Origin of the sequence: Idiomarina tyrosinivorans (assembly GCF_003987475.1) — a bacterium.
Classification (GTDB): Bacteria; Pseudomonadota; Gammaproteobacteria; order Enterobacterales; family Alteromonadaceae; genus Idiomarina; species Idiomarina tyrosinivorans.
Map to the genome: position 1 here is coordinate 1 of NZ_PIQH01000002.1, position 18,010 is coordinate 18,010.

Here is an 18,010-nt window from a genome sequence, read left to right on the forward strand (position 1 = left end):
TCTGGCGGTGTCCTACTCTCACATGGGGAAACCCCACACTACCATCGGCGCTGGTGCGTTTCACTACTGAGTTCGGAATGGATTCAGGTGGTGCCACACCGCTATGGCCGCCAGACATAAACTGTTCAACATGTAAAAAACTGATTGTCGCCACTCTCTTGAGCCTTCTTGTGAAGCCTTATCAAGCTTCAGCTCCTAAACACCTTCGGTGTTGTATGGTTAAGCCTCACGGGCAATTAGTACAGGTTAGCTCAACGCCTTACAGCGCTTCCACACCCTGCCTATCAACGTCGTCGTCTTCAACAACCCTTCAGAGCACTTACGTGCTAGTGAGAGCTCATCTCGAGGCTCGCTTCCCGCTTAGATGCTTTCAGCGGTTATCGATTCCGAACATAGCTACCCGGCAGTGCCACTGGCGTGACAACCGGAACACCAGAGGTTCGTCCACTCCGGTCCTCTCGTACTAGGAGCAGCTCCTCTCAACTCTCAAACGCCCACGGCAGATAGGGACCGAACTGTCTCACGACGTTCTAAACCCAGCTCGCGTACCACTTTAAATGGCGAACAGCCATACCCTTGGGACCGACTTCAGCCCCAGGATGTGATGAGCCGACATCGAGGTGCCAAACACCGCCGTCGATATGAACTCTTGGGCGGTATCAGCCTGTTATCCCCGGAGTACCTTTTATCCGTTGAGCGATGGCCCTTCCATTCAGAACCACCGGATCACTATGACCTACTTTCGTATCTGCTCGACGTGTCTGTCTCGCAGTTAAGCTGGCTTTTGCCATTGCACTAACCGTACGATGTCCGACCGTACTTAGCCAACCTTCGTGCTCCTCCGTTACTCTTTGGGAGGAGACCGCCCCAGTCAAACTACCCACCAGGCACTGTCCTCACACCCGTTTCAGGTGCTAAGTTAGAACATCAAACATACAAGGGTGGTATTTCAAGGTCGGCTCCACGTCAACTAGCGCCAACGTTTCATAGCCTCCCACCTATCCTGCACATGTAGGTTCAATGTTCAGTGCCAAGCTGTAGTAAAGGTTCACGGGGTCTTTCCGTCTAGCCGCGGGTACACTGCATCTTCACAGCGATTTCAATTTCACTGAGTCTCGGGTGGAGACAGCGTGGCCATGGTTACACCATTCGTGCAGGTCGGAACTTACCCGACAAGGAATTTCGCTACCTTAGGACCGTTATAGTTACGGCCGCCGTTTACCGGGGCTTCGATCAAGAGCTTCGCTTACGCTAACCCCATCAATTAACCTTCCGGCACCGGGCAGGTGTCACACCCTATACGTCCACTTTCGTGTTTGCAGAGTGCTGTGTTTTTAATAAACAGTCCCAGCCACCTGGTCACTGCGACCACCACTAGCTTACAACGCGAAGTCTTCACCAGCAGTGGCGTACCTTCTCCCGAAGTTACGGTACTATTTTGCCTAGTTCCTTCACCCGAGTTCTCTCAAGCGCCTTAGTATTCTCTACCTGACCACCTGTGTCGGTTTCGGGTACGGTCAACATGTACCTGAAGCTTAGAGGCTTTTCCTGGAAGCAGGGCATCAATGGCTTCGCACCCGTAGGTGCTCGTCTCGTCTCTCGGCCTTAGAGCAGTCCGGATTTACCTAAACTGCAAGCCTACTGACTTTCACCAGGACTACCAACGCCTGGCCCACCTAGCCTTCTCCGTCCCCCCATCGCAGTACATGTCGGTTCAGGAATATTAACCTGATTCCCATCGACTACGCCTCTCGGCCTCGCCTTAGGGGCCGACTTACCCTACCCTGATTAGCATGGGATAGGAAACCTTGGTCTTCCGGCGTGCGGGTTTTTCACCCGCATTATCGTTACTCATGTCAGCATTCGCACTTCTGATACGTCCAGCATGCTTCTCAACACACCTTCTTCCGCTTACAGAACGCTCCCCTACCCAGCACATACCGCGAACGATACACGCTGCCGCAGCTTCGGTGAATGGCTTAGCCCCGTTACATCTTCCGCGCAGGCCGACTCGACTAGTGAGCTATTACGCTTTCTTTAAAGGGTGGCTGCTTCTAAGCCAACCTCCTAGCTGTCTGTGCCTTCCCACATCGTTTCCCACTGAGCCATTACTTTGGGACCTTAGCTGGCGGTCTGGGTTGTTTCCCTCTCCACGACGGACGTTAGCACCCGCCGTGTGTCTCCCGGATAGTACTCTACGGTATTCGGAGTTTGCATGGGGTTGGTAAGTCGGGATGACCCCCTAGCCCAAACAGTGCTCTACCCCCGTAGGTATTCGTCCGAGGCGCTACCTAAATAGCTTTCGGGGAGAACCAGCTATCTCCGGGCTTGATTAGCCTTTCACTCCAAGCCACAAGTCATCCCCTAATTTTTCAACATTAGTGGGTTCGGTCCTCCAATTGATGTTACTCAATCTTCAACCTGCTCATGGCTAGATCGCCCGGTTTCGGGTCTATACCTTGCAACTCAACGCCCAGTTAAGACTCGGTTTCCCTACGGCTACCCTATGCGGTTAACCTTGCTACAAAATATAAGTCGCTGACCCATTATACAAAAGGTACGCAGTCACCCCTAAAGGCTCCTACTGCTTGTACGTACACGGTTTCAGGTTCTATTTCACTCCCCTCGCCGGGGTTCTTTTCGCCTTTCCCTCACGGTACTGGTTCACTATCGGTCAGTTGGGAGTATTTAGCCTTGGAGGATGGTCCCCCCATATTCAGTCAAGATAACACGTGTCCCGACCTACTCGTTTTCATCAATGATGCATCTTCGCGTACCGGGCTATCACCGTCTATGGCTCTGCTTCCCAACAGATTCCGCTAACACATCGCTGACTTAAGGGCTGCTTCCCGTTCGCTCGCCGCTACTAGGGAAATCTCGGTTGATTTCTTTTCCTCCGGGTACTTAGATGTTTCAGTTCTCCGGGTTCGCCTCCAGATGTCTATAGATTCAACATCGGATACTCTGTAAACAGAGTGGGTTGCCCCATTCGGAAATCCATGACTGATAACGGCTCTTACTGCCTCGTCATGGCTTATCGCAAGTTAGTACGTCCTTCATCGCCTCCAACTGCCTAGGCATCCACCGTGTACGCTTAGTCACTTAACCATACAACACCAAAAGTTCAACATCGCGGCAAATTCTGATAAGGGATTTCTCGGCATAACCGAAGAAACTTGAATTTGAAGGAGGGCAAGGCGTGAGGGTGCGAAGCATGGACTACCATGCGAGTACCCGAACAACGCAGCCATCGTTCAAATTTGGTGGGTCTGAGTAGACTTGAACTACCGACCTCACCCTTATCAGGGGTGCGCTCTAACCAGCTGAGCTACAGACCCAGTATTTGTCCCACATCTGCAACTCGCTTTCGGTCGCTGCGACCTCACCCGCTTTCTCAGGGACAGGTGCGCGCTAACCAGCTGAGCTACAGACCCAGTTATCTCTTCTCTGATTAATCAATCCAAGCAATCTGTGTGAGCACTTATCTTGTTGTGCGTATGTAAGGAGGTGATCCAGCCGCAGGTTCCCCTACGGCTACCTTGTTACGACTTCACCCCAGTCATGAACCACACCGTGGTGATCGTTCTCCCGAAGGTTAAACTAACCACTTCTGGTGCAGCCCACTCCCATGGTGTGACGGGCGGTGTGTACAAGGCCCGGGAACGTATTCACCGTGGCATTCTGATCCACGATTACTAGCGATTCCGACTTCATGGAGTCGAGTTGCAGACTCCAATCCGGACTACGACGCGCTTTATGAGATTCGCTCACCCTCGCAGGCTCGCTGCCCTTTGTACGCGCCATTGTAGCACGTGTGTAGCCCATCCCGTAAGGGCCATGATGACTTGACGTCGTCCCCACCTTCCTCCGGTTTATCACCGGCAGTCTCCCTAGAGTTCCCGGCCGAACCGCTGGCAACTAAGGATAAGGGTTGCGCTCGTTGCGGGACTTAACCCAACATCTCACAACACGAGCTGACGACAGCCATGCAGCACCTGTCTCAGTGTTCCCGAAGGCACTTATCTATCTCTAAATAATTCACTGGATGTCAAGGGATGGTAAGGTTCTTCGCGTTGCATCGAATTAAACCACATGCTCCACCGCTTGTGCGGGCCCCCGTCAATTCATTTGAGTTTTAACCTTGCGGCCGTACTCCCCAGGCGGTCGACTTAGTGCGTTAGCTGCGTTACTCACGACCTTTATGTCACGAACAACTAGTCGACATCGTTTACGGCGTGGACTACCAGGGTATCTAATCCTGTTTGCTCCCCACGCTTTCGTACCTCAGCGTCAGTCTCTGACCAGGTGGCCGCCTTCGCCACCGGTATTCCTTCCAATCTCTACGCATTTCACCGCTACACTGGAAATTCTACCACCCTCTTCAGGACTCTAGCGTGCCAGTTCAAAATGCCATTCCCAGGTTGAGCCCGGGGCTTTCACATCTTGCTTAACACACCGCCTACGTACGCTTTACGCCCAGTAATTCCGATTAACGCTTGCACCCTCCGTATTACCGCGGCTGCTGGCACGGAGTTAGCCGGTGCTTCTTCTGTGGCTAACGTCAATCCAGTAACGTATTAAGCTACTGGCCTTCCTCACCACTGAAAGTGCTTTACAACCCGAAGGCCTTCTTCACACACGCGGCATGGCTGCATCAGGGTTCCCCCCATTGTGCAATATTCCCCACTGCTGCCTCCCGTAGGAGTCTGGGCCGTGTCTCAGTCCCAGTGTGGCTGATCATCCTCTCAGAACAGCTAGGGATCGTCGCCTTGGTAAGCCGTTACCTTACCAACTAGCTAATCCCGCTTGGGCCCATCTGATGGCACGAGGTCCGAAGAGCCCCCGCTTTGGTCCGTAGACATTATGCGGTATTAGCTACAGTTTCCCGTAGTTATCCCCCTCCATCAGGCAAGTTCCCAAGTATTACTCACCCGTCCGCCGCTCGTCAGCAAAGAAGCAAGCTTCTTCCTGTTACCGCTCGACTTGCATGTGTTAGGCCTGCCGCCAGCGTTCAATCTGAGCCATGATCAAACTCTTCAATTTAAAAGCTTAATCAACTCAATGAATTACGTGTGCTTTGCTATTTCTAGCTCGAACACTTCATTCATTTGTCGTCTTAGTACAATTTCTTCTGCACAACAACAAACGATAAGTGCCCACACAGTTTGCTTGGCTTGATTATGTTGTTAAAGAACGTTTCGCAGCCTCGCTGCGAAGAGGTGCGTATTCTACACACCCGCAATTTTCTGTCAACACCTTTTGCAAATTTGTTTTTCAGAAAACTGCTGTTTTTAGCGGCTTCGTTGCCTGCCTCAAACGTGGGGCGCATTTTAGAGATTTAACTTGTCCCGTCAAGCGCTTTTTCAGAGATTTCTTTGCTTTTTTTGTCGTTCGCTGGGTTTTTCGTCAATCCGCTTTATTTCTATACAGAATAAGCAGTATTAGCGATTTTGGTATACAGTATATAGGGTATTCCGTGGTGAATGTTTATAAGGGAGAAACTGATGGCTGATAGTAGAAGTTATCGTGGAATTGAGCCGTGGCTAGGCGAACGGGTTTATGTCGACCCTAGTTCAGTGCTTGTTGGCGCAGTTGAAGTAGGTAACGACTCCAGTATCTGGCCGCTGGTTGCCGCTCGGGGCGACGTGAATAAAATTGTGATTGGCGAACGCACCAACATTCAAGACGGTTCAGTGCTTCATGTAACCCGTAAGTCTCCATCATTACCCGAAGGGCACCCGTTAATTATTGGTGATGACGTTACAGTAGGGCATCACGTTATGCTCCACGGTTGCCGCTTAGGTCACCGCATATTGGTTGGGATGTCGGCAACCATAATGGATGGTGCCGTGGTTGAAGATGATGTCATCATTGGTGCCGGTAGTTTGGTGCCGCCTAGCAAAGTACTAGAAAGTGGGTATTTATACGTTGGCAGTCCAGTCCAACAAAAACGTCCATTAACCGATAAAGAACGAGAGTTCTTACGTGTGTCCGCGAGCAACTATGTTGCCTTGAAAGACGAATACTTTATTGATGTACATCCGATCTAGTTAGTGGAAGTTGCGCGACTGCACGCGCTCTAAGCGGAGCGCTTCAGTCTCATCCCTGATTCGGCCAGCAATCACATGCACAACATTGTCTTTTATTTCCACCACACCCCGAACCCATAATAAACGGCTGGTTAAATAGGGCACTCGAAATTGTGTCGCTGTATGCGCCCAAATCACCACATTCATGTTGCCGGTTTCATCCTCTAAGGTTAGAAAAGTGACCCCGCTCTTAGTGCCGGGACGCTGCCGACAGGTCACCAAGCCGACCACCGTGACAATTTGGCCAGAACGACAATGCGGCAGTTCCGTGGCGGTTTTTATCCCGCGCAGCAGCCCTTGTTCTCTTAGTAAAGCGAGTGGATGACGCCTAAGCGACAACGCCATGCTGGCATAGTCTTCACTGATATCTTCGATTTCGCTGGCTTGCGGCATCAACATTTCAGTTGTACTGGATGTAGGCGCTTTACCATCAAATAACGCCAATTGGTCGTCGCTTTGCTCTAACGTTTGCCAGCGTGCTTGGTGCCGATGCCCAGCAATAGAGAATAACGCGTCGGCGGCCGCTAACGCATCGATGTCATGGCTTGATAAACCGCATTTGCGGAGCTCATCAATACTCCTAAAACCAGCAGCAGGGCGTTGCTTTAACGCGTCTAACAAGCGTGACTCTGAAACACCGGCTATCTGTCTTAATCCCATTCGGATGGCATCATCCGGAGCCAACCACTGGTAATCCCACTGGCTATGATTAATATCTGCTGGTAAAAAGAGAATATCGTGGCGTTGCGCGTCTTGAATAAGCTGTGACGCGGAATAGAATCCCATCGGTAAACTGTTCAGCAATCCTACATAAAAGGCACTGGGGTAGTAGGTTTTCATCCAGGCCGAGGCATAAGCTAAATTCGCAAAACTCGCGGAATGAGATTCCGGGAAGCCATACTCGCCAAAGCCACAAATTTGCTGGTATATTCGCTCGGCATACTCGTTGCTATAACCTCGAGCGGTCATTCCTTCAACCAGTCGACGGTAAAATTTCTCTAATTGCCCTCGACTACGCCAGGTTGCCATCGCTCGCCGCAACTGGTCAGCCTCACCACCAGAAAATCCTGCCGCAACCATAACCAGTTTGATCACTTGTTCCTGAAAAATCGGTACGCCCAACGTACGTTGTAACACTTGCCGTGTTTCATCACTGGGGTAATCCACCGCTTCCTGACCATTACGGCGTCGCAAGTAAGGGTGCACCATATCGCCCTGAATAGGCCCAGGCCTAACAATCGCAATTTGAATCACCAAGTCATAGAAAGTTGCAGGCTTAAGGCGTGGTAACATGGTCATTTGTGCCCGCGACTCAATCTGAAAAATGCCAATCGAGTCGGCCTGCTGTAAGCGTCGATAAACCTTACTGTCTTCTTGCGGAATGGTCGCTAACGTCAGCGGCTCCGATTGCTGCTGATTAACCAATTCAAGCATCTTTCGTAGCGCCGTCAACATGCCTAGCGCCAGCACATCAACTTTGAGTAAGCCGAGGGTTTCTAAATCGTCTTTGTCCCATTGGATAACGGTTCTCTCAGCCATTGCCGCGTTTTCTGTGGGTACCCATTCGGAAAGCTCGGTCGCAGCAATCACAAAGCCACCCACGTGCTGCGAGAGGTGACGGGGAAAACCGCGAATTTCATCCACTAACTGCATTAACCAGCGGCCACGCAGATCGTTCGCCAGGGTCGGATCATCACTGATGAGTTGCTGTTGCCAACTATGGGCCTTTGTCCGCCGGTCAATTTTTTGTAGGTAATGCTGTAATTGCTGCTCGGTAAAACCTAAGGCTTTACCTACATCACGGAAAGCACTTTTAAAACGGTAAGTAATAACGCTAGCAGCTAAAGCGGCACGTTGCCGACCGTACTTCTGATAGATGTACTGGATAACTTCTTCGCGCCGCTCATGTTCAAAGTCCACATCGATGTCTGGTGGCTCATCACGCTCTTCAGAAATGAAACGCTCAAATAGCACATCAATTTGGTCTGGATTGACCGCAGTAATTTCCAAGCAGTAACAGACCACTGAGTTAGCCGCCGAGCCACGTCCTTGGTAAAGGATATTGCGCTGTTGCGCAAACTGCACCAAATCGTAAATCGTTAGGAAGAAGTATTCATACGACTGCGTCGCTATTAGCGCCAGCTCCTTTTCAATTTTCGCCTTTACGGTGTCCGAGGGGCCATTGGGAAAGCGCTTTTTTACCCCGACATAGGTCAGTTGACGCAGATAGTCACTCGCCGATATCCCCTCGGGAACCAGCTCCGCAGGATATTGGTAAGCCAGTTCGCTCAAGCAGAAATGGCAACGCTCGGCGATCACTTGTGTTTCTGCTAGCCACTTATCGGGATAACAGCGCTGCAGTTCAGTCAGGCTACGCAGATGTCTCTCACTATTAGTCAGTAATTCTGCATAACAAGCGCTGATAGGCTGGTTCAGCCGTATCGCAGTCAGGGTATCTTGCAATGGCTGCCTATCTGCCCGATGCATTAATACGCCACCAGCACAGACAATCGGAACCTGAGTATTGCGCTGTAGGCTTTTTAGCCGAGTCACTTGGTCGATATCATTGTCTTGATAATGACGCTCGTACAACAACCACATGCGATCTTGCCAATAGCTTTTCAGGCGCTTGCCGACCGCTACCGCTTGTTCAAGTTCTGGGGCTGGAGACCAAAGTAATAAGGCATCATCAAACTCACTAAGAAAATCTAAGAATTGTGCGTCATAACGGCCTTTCTCGGCTCGCCCTCGAGCTTTAGTGATATAACGACAGAGTTGGGTATAGGCGCTGCGTGTTGGACAAAGCACAACAAATACACCTATCTCTGGCAATTGAAATTCACTGCCAACAATCAACTTAACTGCTCGTTTTTTGGCTTCCCGGTATGCTCTGACTACACCCGCCACTGAACATTCATCAGTAATCGCCAACGCTTGATAGCCAAGTGCATCCGCTTCTGCTACCAGTTCATCAGGGTGGGAGGCGGCTCGTAAGAAGCTGTAATTGCTCAAGCTGTGTAATTCGCTGTACTGCATTAGGCGAACCACCCTTGTAAAAACCACTGACCCTGCTCAAAGTAAATCCACGCTCGACGGTGTTGTGGATCCTTTGCTTGCCAATACTCACGGGCAACACTCTGTGCGTCCCACCACCCAGTGATTAAGCGCTCTGGTCCTTGAATAAATTGCCATTGCTCAATATCAATCGCTTGGGCTTGCGGCAATAACCACAATGGGCGCTTACGTCTTAGTTGAGCAAAGCGTTGTGCCAAAGGTTGGGCGCGGTATTCAGCAATTTCTGGTCGAGGATCATCGGTTGCCGCAGGACTCCACACTGCACTATCGCCTAACCGTGCTTGTAAACGCCCAACGACATCATGCAAACCATCGCCTTGTTGTTGACTATTAGCCACTAACTCAGGCGATTCGCTGCTCAAAGCCTCTAACTGATGACAACGGAGCCGGATCCCCAACGCCGGAGCGGGCAATGTTTTTTCCATTACCTGCAAATTCAACAGGGTTAGCCAATCTTGATAACGCCAAATAGGGCGCGCAGCTTTCACCACAATAGCGGGATGCGTTTGCTCGCGATAAATCACATTGACCAATACTTGCCGGCTACTCTGTTGGCGTAAGTACAAAAACTCCGATAATTGCATCAGTAGCCGTTTTAACGGAAACAACAAGCCCTGCCACTGTTGTACTTCGGCTAATAACTCAACTTTTTCATCAAACTGTTGAGCGGGCTGAAATACGGCTTGAGTTAAGGCTTCCTCACCATGCAGTGCGCGATGATAGCGCAATACTTCAAGCGTAAAACGGCGGCCAATTTCGGCCCCGGGTAATTGCATAAATTGTGCGAGGGTTTTTATTCCTGAGCCGTTGAGTCGCTTTTTCACCGCTTCTGGTAAATCTGTTTGCGCTATCGTGAGATCCTGTAACGCCGCTCGGCATTCATCTTTTGTTGTCAGTTCTATGCCATTAAAAGCCAGTAGCTTTGCTACTAAAGGGCTATAGCCATAGCCGACCAAGACATTAATGCCAGCTTTTTTGCACTGCTTTTTCAGCAACGCCACTAAGCTTGGGACATCGTGATATAGCGAGAACAGCGAATCGATATCGACCAAAATGTCGCTATCATTGGTACCGTACATCGGGTCAATCCAACGGTACAGCCAAGCCATTAACTGCGTCCGAATACGTTGTTCCGCCTGTTGCTGATAGTTCACCATGGTGATATCGGGAATTAACGCGCGCGCAGTAGCAACAGCCATACCCACCTGTACACCCGCCGCCTTAGCGACAGCATTGCGCTGCAAGATTTTTTGTCGGCTTTCATCAATATAAGCCAGCGGTTGGGTATACCACTCCGGCTGCACACGCATGCCATGGTCTAACGCGAGCTGCGGCAAATATAAATAAAGCCAATGCTGACGTTTCATAACGCTAACTGAGATACCGGCCAACCGTTACGACGCTTAACAATATCGAACCAATGACCGCTATCATCGCTCCATAATCGCAGCCGATGACTAAACGCGCGCGCTTCTACCAGTGGCTGATGCGGTTGTAATACCACTGCCAGCGCAGAAGATTGCGTCAAACTTTTATGCCAACGGCGTACCGCCTCCGCTGAAGATTCAGCAAACCAGCCGAGCACCAAGCCTTGCCGTGAGCTCTGCAAAATATGCTCAAATGCCCACTGCGCTTGGTGGCTATCGTTGGTTTCTATCACCAGATGCTGATTGTCTGCCAAAGCCATCGACGCTAACCCCAAAGCAGAAGGGCGCGCAGGTGGATTTAACCAAAACACAGGCTGCTGTTTTACGGCGCGGAGTAACGATGTTAATAATCGTAGTTCGGTGCTGAACCATGTTTGGCACTGCCATTCGATTAAACTCCCTGGCGCCCAACCACCACCAAGCAATTGATCTAACCTGGCGCTGCCACTCGGCAAACAATGCGCTTCTTGAGCCGGTGATTGCTGTTGATCGCGTCCTTGCCAGACCCAGCCTTTGCGGACCAGTTGCTGTAATGCTGTCTGCATGCGACCCTCTAAATACTGTATAAATGTACAGTATATTGTTGACCATTTTTTGCTAACAGACAAGCCCCTCGCCATCAGTTATTATGAAAGCTGTTGCAACTCGTTGATTGATCAAAAGGAATACTTATGGGGCGTACGCTAATGATACCCATACACCTATTTGTCCATTTATTTTGGGGATTCTTTTGGACCATTTTGATTGGTGCTTTGGTATCGCTCATTGGTATTTTGAAGCTACTACTACCTATTCCTTTGGTGCAACGCGGATTATCTTCGCTCGCTAACGCTACCTTCCGCATTTGGGGTTATGCCATGTCATTGCTGTTTCAACTTAGCGGCACCATGCAGTGGCATATCAATGGCGATCTCGCGCTAGAGAAATCTCGCTGGTACATGATCATCTGTAACCACCAGAGCTGGGTCGACATTCTTGTGTTAATGCACCTATCTCGGCGTCACATGCCTATGCCGCGCTTTTTCTTAAAACAACAGTTGTTCTGGATACCCTTTGTCGGTTTAGGCTGCTGGGCTTTAGACATGCCCTTTATGAAGCGCTATAGCAAAGATAAGATCGCCAAAAAGCCGCACTTACAAGGAAAGGACATTGCTACCACGCGGCGTTCTTGCGAAAAATTCCGTCATTTACCCACCACGGTCATTAATTTTTGTGAAGGCACTCGGTTTACCCCAGAAAAACATCAAAAGAAACATAGCCCCTATACCTATTTGTTACCTCCAAAGGCTGGTGGTACGGCGTTTTCTTTACAAATTATGGGTAAACAATTTGATGCCATTTTGGACATTACGATTGTCTATCCAGAAAATGGCGGCAAACCCGTTATTTGGGATTTGCTGAGTGGGCGTCTAGACTCCGTGACGGTAGATATCGAAACCTTGCCAGTCACTGATGACTTGATCGGTGACTACGGCAACGATCCAGCGTTTCGCCAGCACTTTCAGCACTGGCTAAATCAGCGCTGGCAACTGAAAGATAAGAAGATTGCCGAACTAAAAGCGGGCTAGGAGATATTATGAGTATAAAGTTCGACAGCATTAAATCGTGGTTACAATCGTTAGGGGTCGACCAGCACCTCAATCTAGTCACGCTACTTATCGACTTTGCCATTGTGCTAGTGATTGCCTTTCTGGCCTATCAAATACTCAAACTGATTATTAACCGTGGCGTCCATCGAGCACTAAAGCACGCCCCAGAGCGCTGGTATAGCGCTTTGGTCACTACCGGATTCTTCTGGCGTTGTGCAAACCTAGCACCGGTTATTGTGCTCTATTCAGCAATACCCGTGGTATTCACCGGCGATTACAAAAGTTGGCAAGAGCCTGCATCGACTGTCGTAGCCGTCTATCTGACATGGGTTATCACCAGCATTCTTACCGCATTAACGAATGTTATTGAATGCGCTTATGAATACAGCAGTAAAGCGAAAGAGGTTCCTATCACAGGGGTCGTGCAGGTCGCCAAACTGATCATTGTACTGACCGCTATCATCATCTCCGTCGCCATTATTATGAATAAATCGCCACTGTACTTACTCAGCGGCATTGGTGCTATGACGGCAATCGTGATGTTAGTTTTCCGCGATACCCTAATGGGGTTCGTTGCCGGGGTTCAACTAGCCACTAATCGCATGGTTGCCATCGGCGACTGGATTGAGGTGCCAGCTCATTTAGTTGATGGGGTCGTATTAGAAATCGGATTAATTACGGTAAAGGTCGAGAATTGGGATAAGACGATTGTGTACCTGCCCACTTATGCACTGATTCACGAGTCTTTCAAAAACTGGCAGGGCATGGTGAATACTGGTGGGCGCCGCATTAAACGTGCATTGATGATCGATTTAGACACTAGCGAACTTGTCGACGACGAAACGCTTAGTGAATGGACAGAGACCTATTTTCAGCAAAACGTGGATGACTGGTTAGCACAAAACGAGCTGCAAAAGCCGGTCTCAAACCTCACGGTATTCCGTGTTTATGCCAATCAGTTCTTGCAACAACATCCTAAGATTCATAAACAAATGACCACCATAGCACGACTGCTAGAGCCTACGCCTGCGGGTATTCCTTTAGAACTTTACGGCTTTTCTACCGACACCAACTGGACAGGGTATGAGGCCATTCAATCTTCAATTACCGAGACCCTATACACTAGCATGCGCAACTTCGGTCTACGCCACTACCAATACCTGCATAAAACAGCATCGAAAAGCGTTAAGGAATAGGGGCTTTAGGAAGGAATGTACATCCGTGTACTTCTAATCCTGCAATGAAGAGTAAAGAATGGCGGCATGTAATGCAACCACTTTTCCAAAAAAAAATATGCTATTCCGCATATTCAGCGCAAAAAAAGCTCGGCCTTTTGCCGAGCTTTCTTATTATAACAATCACTTACACTGGATTTGAAAGTAGATATTTAATTAACTTAATAAAGTCCCCGCTGAAGTCTTCGCTGTCGCGAAACCCTGTCGGTAACAACTTATATTTACCATTCACAATGAACGTCGGTGTCGCGGAAACATCATAATTCATCGCCATACGATCGTTTTGGCTGGCCGTTGCACGAACCGAAAAGCTGGCAATTGCCTTATCAAATTCATCACCCGAGATACCGTTTACAATAAATACATTACGGATATCTTCTTTACTGGTAAGCATGGTGCGCTTTTTAAAGTGGTAGTCGAATACGGTATCGATGAACTTACGCGCGATGCCCAACTTTTCTGCTGCAACATAGGCGCGGCTCATGGTCTGCCCCATATCGCCTGTTGGGTTAATCATCGAAACGTGAATTTTCTCGAATTTCTCAGGAAAGGTTTTCGCAATCTCTTCAGCTATTGGCTCAAACTGGTAGCAGTGCACACAGTAAAGCGAGAAGTACTCTTGCACCACCGGTTTGTCAGTGGGGTTATCAGCAATCACTTCAAAGTGTTTACCCTCTTCAAACTGTTGAGCTTGTGCGGTACCTAGCATCGTTGTCAAAACTACGGCAAAACCTATTAACCACTTTTTCATTCTTAATTTCCTACGTTAACTACCATCCAAGCGCAATCGGTGGCTCCTCAAGTGCCGCCAACTGCTCTTTCATGACTAAAATCTGTTGTTCCCAATAACGGTTTTCTGCAAACCAAGGAAAAGCTCGCTTAAATGCAGGGTCTTCCCAACGTTTAGCTAACCATGCCATATATTGAATGATTCTAAAACCGCGTAAAGGTTCCACTAGGCTTAATTGTTTTTTATCAAACTGGCAAAAATCTTCATAACCGCACAACAGTGCATCCATTTGTAAGGTTTGTTCTTGGCGATCACCGTTTAACATCATCCATAAGTCTTGCACGGCCGGTCCACTGCGACAATCGTCGAGATCCACGAACGTCAGCTGTTGTTCATATTCCAGCACATTGCCGATGTGACAGTCGCCGTGCAGACGTTGGATATCGTACTCCGCTAAGGAGATACGCTGCAGCCGCTCTGCTAGCGGATACATAATAGCAAAGAACGCCTCTCTATTGGCATCCGGCAATAAGCTCGCTTGCTCAAGCATCGGTATTGCATCTGCCACATAGTCTTGGTAATTCAACGAAGGGCGCTGCGTAAATGGCGCAGCTTGCGCGACCCGATGGAGTCGGCCAATTTGTCGTCCCAGGCGTTCCAAACTGTCGAGGTCAGTCGGCTCAAACGCCCGACCGCCAACGCTTGGAAATACGCAAAACCGATACCCTTGGTAATGATGAAGGGTTTCCCCAGCCAACGCTAACGGTGCAACAACCGGTACTTCATCGTCTACTAACTCCAGAGTAAAGCGATGTTCCTCAAGAATCTGTTCCGTACTCCAACGCCCAGGCCGATAGAACTTCGCGACATAGCGGCGGCCATCATCAGCAGCGAACTGATAAACACGGTTTTCATAACTATTTAGCGCTAACAGCCCTGATACCGGGTAAATCTGCACACTTTCGAGGGCGTTGATTAGGGTATCAGGGGTCAGATTTTGGAAGCTAAAATCTTCCGAATCGGGTTGGGTCATAAATAAACCGGGTTGTTTGGCGCTCAACAATATCAGGATTTTCCTGCGAGCGAATCACAAAGTTAAAATCGGTGAACTGTTCTTTCAGTTGCTGTGGCGGCACAATTACCGTGACAGGAACACTGGCTACCTCACCCGCGCCCACTTGGCGGACTGTTTCGCCTTTCAGCTGATAGTTCTCGATACCTTCAACCGACAATTCATAGGTTTGCGCCTGCTGCGACTTGTTCGATAGCTTCAGCGTGTAGACGTTCTCGATATTGCCCTGAATATTTTCGTGGAACAATTGATTGCGGTCACGAATCACTTCGATATCGACCGGAACACGTGAAATAACGGTCCAAACCAATAGGGTACTGACCGCGATCAAACCAATGAAATAGCCAATTGACTTAGCCCGGAACAAGCGGGTCACCTTGCCACTCAGATTGCGCTCCGTGGTATACCGAATAAGCCCTTTCGGATAGCGCATTTTTTCCATCACGCCATTACAAGCATCTACACACAACCCACAGTTAATGCACTCATATTGCAAGCCATTGCGGATATCGATTCCGGTCGGGCACACTTGTACACACAGGTTACAATCGATGCAGTCACCCAAACCGAGTTTCTCAGGATCCTGTTTCCGTCCACGAGGGCCTCGCGGTTCGCCACGTTCAACGTCATAGGACACAGTAAAGGTGTCTTTGTCGAACATCACGGATTGGAAACGCGCGTACGGGCAAATGTGGGTACACATGATTTCACGCATGTAACCAGCATTTCCGTAGGTGCAAAAAGCAAAGAAAATAACTGAGCCAGCGGCCCAGAAGCTCCAATTCAAGGTGAAGAAATCAATAAAGAGTTGGCGAATATCGGTAAAGTAACCAACGAACACCAATGCCGTTAGCAGCGACACCGTTACCCAAGCCGTCTGCTTTGCCGTTTTACGCCAGAACTTATCGAAGTCCATTTTACGCTCGTCCAACTTCATACGTTGGTTGCGTGAACCCTCAAACTTCTTCTCAAACCACATAAAAATAAAGGTCCACGTGGTTTGCGGACACATAAAGCCGCACCACACTCGGCCAAACAGCGTGGTGACAAAGAATAACGCAAAGGCGGCGGCAATAGAGAACCACGCGACAAGGGTAAAATCCTGTGGCCACAAGGTCATGCCAAAAATTCGAAACCGTTGCTCGCCAATATCCAGCAACACCGCTTGCTGACCATCGTAGGTTATCCAAGGAATAAGCACGAACATTGCCAATAGAATAAAGCCAAAGCTACGGCGGAAATACTCTAGAGTACCTTTCACATCGCGAACATAAATACGGCTTCGCGATTGCTGACTGGAGGGATCAGGGCGCTCAATTTTGACGCTTTTGGCAGACTTAACTTCAATATTTTGTTTCATCACACGACCACATCTGAGTGACTACCAAGGGTGCCAGTATAACGTAAACTGCGCCCAGACTGTATCACGCTGAGCCACGTTTATGGCCCAAGCTGTCACCGATAGTTTCCGTTGCTACTGCGCGCACGCAATCCAACAAAACATTGGTACCTGCCTCGACATCATGCCAATGTGACCATTCATCTGGGGCGTGACTGACACCGTTAACAGAAGGAATAAAAATCAGTCCCGCATCGGTAATTTCTGCCATAAATTGGGTGTCGTGCCCAGCCCCACTTGGCATCCTTAGACAACTGAGTTTGCGCGCTGCGGCTTTTTCTTCAATCAAGTCGGTGAGCGCCGCGGAGCAGTCTTTTGGCGCGAGCCAACTCACCTCCTCGTATTCGAACATCAAGCGATGCTTGCGAGCTATCGCTGAGAGCGCTTTTCGGCAAGCGTCGGCTAATTCTTTCATCACCTCATTGCTCATATCTCGCCCAACGATGGTGAAGATTGCCTCGCCGGGCACGGTGTGCGGGCTGCCCGGTTTTAAATCGACTTTACCCACGGTAATTCGAGTCTTATCGGTACCATTTTCAGCAATAATCCGTTCAATTTCGTGAGCAAAATCTGCTAGACCCATGAACGCATCACTGCGCATGTTCATTGGCGCAGTGCCAGCATGATCGGCTTTACCTTTTAAATGTACAATCCACTTAAACACACCAGAAATACCCTCAACGGCACCTATTTGAATGTCTTTATTGAACAGCACCGGACCTTGCTCAATGTGCAATTCAAAAAACGCCTTCAAACGCTCAGGAGGCCAAGCGGCGTCTAAAGCATCCATAACGTTTAGTCCCTGCTCTGCCATTGCATCCTTTAAGTACACATCGTCGGCATCATGTGCGCCCATCAGCCAGTCTGGATTTAATGCGCCAGCAATCGCTTGGGATCCCATCATACCGCCAAAACGGCCTTCTTCTTCCGCAGTGGCAACCACCCAGACCGGCGTTGATAATGGCGTATCACTCTGCTGCAAAACACGCAAAACTTCCCAACCGGCAACCACACCTAAGGCGCCGTCAAAAATTCCCCCCGCCGGAACGGTATCGGCGTGTGAACCCATTAAAATGGCTGGCGCTTGGTGGAAGTCCCCAAGCCCGAAAAAAACATTGCCTGCCCCATCCATAAAGCTTTCGAAACCCTCGGCTTTGGTCTGCTCCAATAACCATTTGCGCACCGCCATATCAGCCTCGGTAAAGCCCCAACGATAGACCCCGTGATCCTGCTCGTTGTAACCAAACTGCGACATTTCTAGTAAGGTCTTTTTCAGTCTTGAACCGTCAACGCTTGTCATAGCGACTCCTTTTCTTGCTTATGCATTAAGCGTAGGACACTGCGGGCAAAAAAAAAGCCCGTAACAAAGTACGGGCTGTAAACTTTAGGGTAAC

10 protein-coding genes, 1 tRNA gene and 3 rRNA genes are annotated in these 18,010 nt (G+C 49.4%); 3 read left to right on the top strand and 11 right to left on the bottom strand.

Annotated features, from left to right (window positions below; all coding sequences use genetic code 11):
• The 4 genes from rrf to CWI84_RS01985 form a co-directional block, all read right to left on the bottom strand.
• Window positions 1-115 (bottom strand): 5S ribosomal RNA (gene rrf / locus CWI84_RS01970); the annotation flags it as partial.
• Window positions 116-215: 100 nt separating this feature from the next.
• A 23S ribosomal RNA gene (locus tag CWI84_RS01975) occupies window positions 216-3,108 on the bottom strand.
• Window positions 3,109-3,261: 153 nt separating this feature from the next.
• Window positions 3,262-3,338, bottom strand: a tRNA-Ile gene (locus CWI84_RS01980).
• Between the two features lie 162 nt (window positions 3,339-3,500).
• A 16S ribosomal RNA gene (locus tag CWI84_RS01985) occupies window positions 3,501-5,043 on the bottom strand.
• Between the two features lie 461 nt (window positions 5,044-5,504).
• Here CWI84_RS01985 and CWI84_RS01990 point away from each other — a divergent pair.
• Window positions 5,505-6,050: a gamma carbonic anhydrase family protein gene (locus CWI84_RS01990; protein ID WP_126840917.1), complete on the top strand. Its 546-nt coding sequence runs from the start codon at window positions 5,505-5,507 to the stop codon at window positions 6,048-6,050.
• On the opposite strand, the gene CWI84_RS01995 is transcribed toward CWI84_RS01990, so the two are convergent.
• From CWI84_RS01995 to CWI84_RS02005, 3 genes are read right to left on the bottom strand one after another with little or no spacing between them, the layout of a single operon-like run.
• Window positions 6,051-9,125 (bottom strand): error-prone DNA polymerase, encoded by a 3,075-nt coding sequence (locus CWI84_RS01995; RefSeq protein WP_126840918.1) that lies wholly within the window; start codon window positions 9,123-9,125, stop codon window positions 6,051-6,053.
• Complete coding sequence (locus CWI84_RS02000) at window positions 9,125-10,531, bottom strand: Y-family DNA polymerase (RefSeq protein ID WP_126840919.1); 1,407 nt, start codon at window positions 10,529-10,531, stop codon at window positions 9,125-9,127. Before CWI84_RS02000 ends, CWI84_RS01995 begins: the two co-directional genes overlap by 1 nt.
• On the bottom strand, window positions 10,528-11,136 hold the full coding sequence (locus tag CWI84_RS02005; RefSeq protein WP_126840920.1) for an ImuA family protein: 609 nt from the start codon (window positions 11,134-11,136) through the stop codon (window positions 10,528-10,530). Before CWI84_RS02005 ends, CWI84_RS02000 begins: the two co-directional genes overlap by 4 nt.
• A 126-nt stretch (window positions 11,137-11,262) precedes the next feature.
• On the opposite strand from CWI84_RS02005, the gene CWI84_RS02010 reads away from it, so the two are divergent.
• Both CWI84_RS02010 and CWI84_RS02015 read left to right on the top strand, forming a co-directional pair.
• Window positions 11,263-12,159, top strand: coding sequence for an acyltransferase (locus CWI84_RS02010; RefSeq protein WP_126840921.1), 897 nt, complete (start codon window positions 11,263-11,265; stop codon window positions 12,157-12,159).
• Between the two features lie 8 nt (window positions 12,160-12,167).
• Window positions 12,168-13,376 (top strand): mechanosensitive ion channel family protein, encoded by a 1,209-nt coding sequence (locus CWI84_RS02015; protein ID WP_198674473.1) that lies wholly within the window; start codon window positions 12,168-12,170, stop codon window positions 13,374-13,376.
• Window positions 13,377-13,542: 166 nt separating this feature from the next.
• Here CWI84_RS02015 and CWI84_RS02020 read toward each other — a convergent pair whose 3' ends face one another.
• The 4 genes from CWI84_RS02020 to CWI84_RS02035 form a co-directional block, all read right to left on the bottom strand.
• Window positions 13,543-14,166 (bottom strand): thiol:disulfide interchange protein DsbA/DsbL, encoded by a 624-nt coding sequence (locus tag CWI84_RS02020; protein WP_126840922.1) that lies wholly within the window; start codon window positions 14,164-14,166, stop codon window positions 13,543-13,545.
• 19 nt (window positions 14,167-14,185) lie between these two features.
• Window positions 14,186-15,178, bottom strand: a complete 993-nt coding sequence (locus tag CWI84_RS02025; protein WP_126840923.1) for a serine/threonine protein kinase — start codon at window positions 15,176-15,178, stop codon at window positions 14,186-14,188.
• The gene (ccoG, locus tag CWI84_RS02030) at window positions 15,150-16,577 is read right to left on the bottom strand and encodes a cytochrome c oxidase accessory protein CcoG (RefSeq protein WP_126840924.1); all 1,428 of its coding nucleotides are present in this window, start codon (window positions 16,575-16,577) and stop codon (window positions 15,150-15,152) included. Before ccoG ends, CWI84_RS02025 begins: the two co-directional genes overlap by 29 nt.
• Before the next feature lie 64 nt (window positions 16,578-16,641).
• Window positions 16,642-17,916, bottom strand: coding sequence for a Zn-dependent hydrolase (locus tag CWI84_RS02035; RefSeq protein WP_126840925.1), 1,275 nt, complete (start codon window positions 17,914-17,916; stop codon window positions 16,642-16,644).
• Window positions 17,917-18,010: the final 94 nt, after the last annotated feature.

Coding starts and splice junctions, on each gene's coding strand:
- CWI84_RS01990 (WP_126840917.1), top strand. CDS start 5,505: ATGGCTGATAGTAGAAGTTATCGTGGAATTGAGCCGTGGCTAGGCGAA.
- CWI84_RS01995 (WP_126840918.1), bottom strand. CDS start 9,125: ATGCAGTACAGCGAATTACACAGCTTGAGCAATTACAGCTTCTTACGA.
- CWI84_RS02000 (WP_126840919.1), bottom strand. CDS start 10,531: ATGAAACGTCAGCATTGGCTTTATTTATATTTGCCGCAGCTCGCGTTA.
- CWI84_RS02005 (WP_126840920.1), bottom strand. CDS start 11,136: ATGCAGACAGCATTACAGCAACTGGTCCGCAAAGGCTGGGTCTGGCAA.
- CWI84_RS02010 (WP_126840921.1), top strand. CDS start 11,263: ATGGGGCGTACGCTAATGATACCCATACACCTATTTGTCCATTTATTT.
- CWI84_RS02015 (WP_198674473.1), top strand. CDS start 12,168: ATGAGTATAAAGTTCGACAGCATTAAATCGTGGTTACAATCGTTAGGG.
- CWI84_RS02020 (WP_126840922.1), bottom strand. CDS start 14,166: ATGAAAAAGTGGTTAATAGGTTTTGCCGTAGTTTTGACAACGATGCTA.
- CWI84_RS02025 (WP_126840923.1), bottom strand. CDS start 15,178: ATGACCCAACCCGATTCGGAAGATTTTAGCTTCCAAAATCTGACCCCT.
- ccoG (WP_126840924.1), bottom strand. CDS start 16,577: ATGAAACAAAATATTGAAGTTAAGTCTGCCAAAAGCGTCAAAATTGAG.
- CWI84_RS02035 (WP_126840925.1), bottom strand. CDS start 17,916: ATGACAAGCGTTGACGGTTCAAGACTGAAAAAGACCTTACTAGAAATG.